Below are 2,921 nucleotides of genomic sequence, written 5' to 3'. Positions count from 1 at the left end.
GGCAACGGTGGACTCATCCAGCTCGGCGACATCGGCGCGTTCAGTCACATCGCCAGCGAGATCGGCGTGGTACTGCTGTTGTTGCTGCTCGGGCTCGAGTACACCGCGAACGAGCTGATCAGTGGATTGCGACGCTCCCGGATGGCGGGTCTGCTCGATCTCGCCCTGAACGCGGCACCCGGGGCCGCGGTCGCGTTGATCCTGGGTCTCGGCCCTGTCGGCGCACTTGCGCTCGCAGGCGTGACCTACATCTCCTCGTCGGGGATCGTGGCGAAGGTCCTCGCCGATCTGGGGCGCCTCGGCAACCGTGAGACGCCGGTGGTCCTGTCGATTCTCGTCTTCGAAGACCTCACGATGGCCGTGTACCTCCCGATCCTCACCGCGATCCTCGGCGGCGTGAGTCTGCTCGGCGGCCTCGAAGCCGTCGCGATCTCGCTCGGTCTCGTCACCGTGGTGCTGGTACTGGTGGTGCGATACGGACGCTACATCTCGGTCGTGCTCGACAGTCCCGACAGGGAAACGTTGTTACTCAAGCTGCTCGGCGCGGCGCTGCTGGTGGCGGGCATCGCGTCCGCCCTCCAGGTGTCTGCGGCCGTCGGCGCCTTCCTGCTGGGTATCGCCATCTCCGGTTCCACGGCACACAACGCGGTACGTGTCCTCGAACCGCTCCGTGATCTGTTCGCCGCCATCTTCTTCGTCTTCTTCGGACTGAACACAGACCCGACGGAGATACCGCCGGTGCTCGGCTGGGCGATCCTGCTGGCCGTGCTGACCACACTGACGAAGCTCGCCACCGGATGGATCGCGGCGGCGCAACACCACATCGCCGTGATGGGCCGGGCCCGCGCCGGTGCGGCACTCATCGCTCGGGGCGAGTTCTCCATCGTGATCGCCGGACTGGCTGTCGCCTCGGGGCACGTCGACAGTCGTCTCGCGGCGATCGCCTCCGCATACGTGATGATCACCGCGGTCCTCGGTCCGGTCGCCGCACGAGTCGTCGAACCCGTGATGCGGTTCGCCTCCGCACGACTCCCGGGACGCGACGGCCGGCAGCGTCTTCCTGGGGACGAACCGGAGCTTCTCTAGCAGCGGTGGTCCGGAACGGCGAACGAGGGCCACCCGATCGGGTGGCCCTCGTTGCTGTGACGGATGTCAGTCGAGATAGTCGCGCAGCACCTGCGACCGCGAGGGATGGCGCAGCTTCGACATGGTCTTCGACTCGATCTGGCGGATGCGCTCGCGCGTCACGCCGTAGACCTGACCGATCTCGTCGAGGGTGCGCGGCTGGCCGTCGGTGAGACCGAAGCGCAGACGCACGACGCCCGCTTCGCGCTCGGACAGGGTCTCGAGCACCGATTGCAGCTGATCCTGCAGCAGTGTGAAGGACACCGCGTCGACGGCGACGACCGCCTCCGAGTCCTCGATGAAGTCGCCGAGCTGGCTGTCGCCCTCGTCGCCGATCGTCTGGTCGAGGGAGATGGGCTCACGCGCGTACTGCTGGATCTCCAGCACCTTCTCCGGCGTGATGTCCATTTCCTTGGCAAGCTCTTCGGGTGTGGGCTCGCGGCCCAGGTCCTGGAGCAACTCGCGCTGGATACGGCCGAGCTTGTTGATGACCTCGACCATGTGCACAGGGATACGGATGGTGCGGGCCTGGTCGGCCATGGCGCGGGTGATGGCCTGACGGATCCACCACGTCGCGTAGGTGGAGAACTTGTAACCCTTGGTGTAGTCGAACTTCTCGACCGCACGGATCAGACCGAGGTTGCCTTCCTGGATGAGGTCCAGGAACGCCATGCCACGGCCGGTGTAACGCTTCGCCAGCGACACGACGAGGCGGAGGTTCGCCTCGAGCAAGTGGTTCTTGGCGCGGTTGCCGTCGCGGCAGATCCAGTTCAGGTCGCGGCGCTGGGCGACGGGCAGCTTCTCGCCCTTCTCCGCCAGCTGCTGCAGCATGTGGGTCGCGTAGAGGCCGGCCTCGATGCGCTTGGCCAGTTCGACCTCTTCCTCGGCGTTGAGGAGGGCGACCTTGCCGATCTGCTTGAGGTAGGCGCGCACGGAGTCTGCCGACGCGGTGAGCTCGGCATCCTTGCGTGCCTGGCGCAGCGCTTCGGACTCCTCTTCGTCCCAGACGAAGTCGCCCGAGGCCTTGTCCTTCTCGCTGGGCTCGTCGTCGTCGACCACGACATCCTCGGCGCCGGCGAGATCACCCTCCGAGACCTCGAGGTCGGCGAGATCTGCTTCCTCGGCGCCGTCGAAGTCCTCTTCACCCGCAGCCTTGGTGGTCTTCTTGGCGGCTGCCTTCTTCGCGGTGGTCTTCTTGGCGGCTGCCTTCTTCGCGGGAGCCTTCTTGGCGGCTGCCTTCTTCGCGGGAGCCTTCTTTGCAGCGGTCTTCTTCGCCGGCGGTGTCGCACCGGGTGCGGTGCCCTCCGGGGAGTCCGCAGCGCCTGCGACGCTGGAAGCGTCCGCAACGGGTGCCGATTCGTTGGCGGAATCAGCGGTGTGGATGTCGGTGGCTGCCACGTACGCCCTTTCGTGACGAGGTAGTGCGGCGTCGCGCCAGAGGTGTTCCGGCGGAGAGGTCTGTCGGGATGAGGGCCGGTTCCGGCCTGCTGGGGACCATTGTAACGATCCTCCGGGCGGTCGATGCGCCGGACTCAGGGAGTGACACCTGTTTTCGCAGCATGAGCAGCCCCGACGATTCCCGCCGCGTTGCGCAGTTCGGCAGGGACCACCGGCGTGCGGTTGGTCAGGAACGGGATCCACTTCTCGTGCTTGCGGCTGATCCCACCACCGGCGATGAACAGATCGGGCCAGAGCAGATCCTCGAAACGTGTGAGGACGCGGGAGACCTCCTTGGCCCACTGCTTGTACGACAGGTCGCCGCGTTCCTTGACGGAGGAGGCGGCGCGGTGCTCGGC

General features: G+C 66.4%; 2 protein-coding genes and 1 pseudogene. 1 reads left to right on the top strand and 2 read right to left on the bottom strand.

Translation table 11 applies throughout. The features are described 5' to 3' along the window. A partial coding sequence (locus R1101_RS27735) for a cation:proton antiporter (protein ID WP_016935124.1) occupies positions 1-1,086 on the top strand: 1,086 nt, incomplete at its 5' end. Positions 1,087-1,152: 66 nt separating this feature from the next. Here the strand turns inward: R1101_RS27735 and R1101_RS0120260 are convergent. Further along, positions 1,153-2,523, bottom strand: a complete 1,371-nt coding sequence (locus tag R1101_RS0120260) for an RNA polymerase sigma factor (RefSeq protein WP_016935123.1) — start codon at positions 2,521-2,523, stop codon at positions 1,153-1,155. A gap of 134 nt (positions 2,524-2,657) precedes the next feature. After that, positions 2,658-2,921: pseudogene (locus R1101_RS0120255) on the bottom strand (polyphosphate--glucose phosphotransferase); the annotation flags it as partial.

The sequence above is a fragment of the Rhodococcus sp. R1101 genome (genome assembly GCF_000278445.1).
Lineage (GTDB): Bacteria > Actinomycetota > Actinomycetes > Mycobacteriales > Mycobacteriaceae > Rhodococcus > Rhodococcus gordoniae.
Note: the sequence above shows the minus strand (reverse complement) of the source record. Positions and strands in the feature narration are given on the sequence as shown.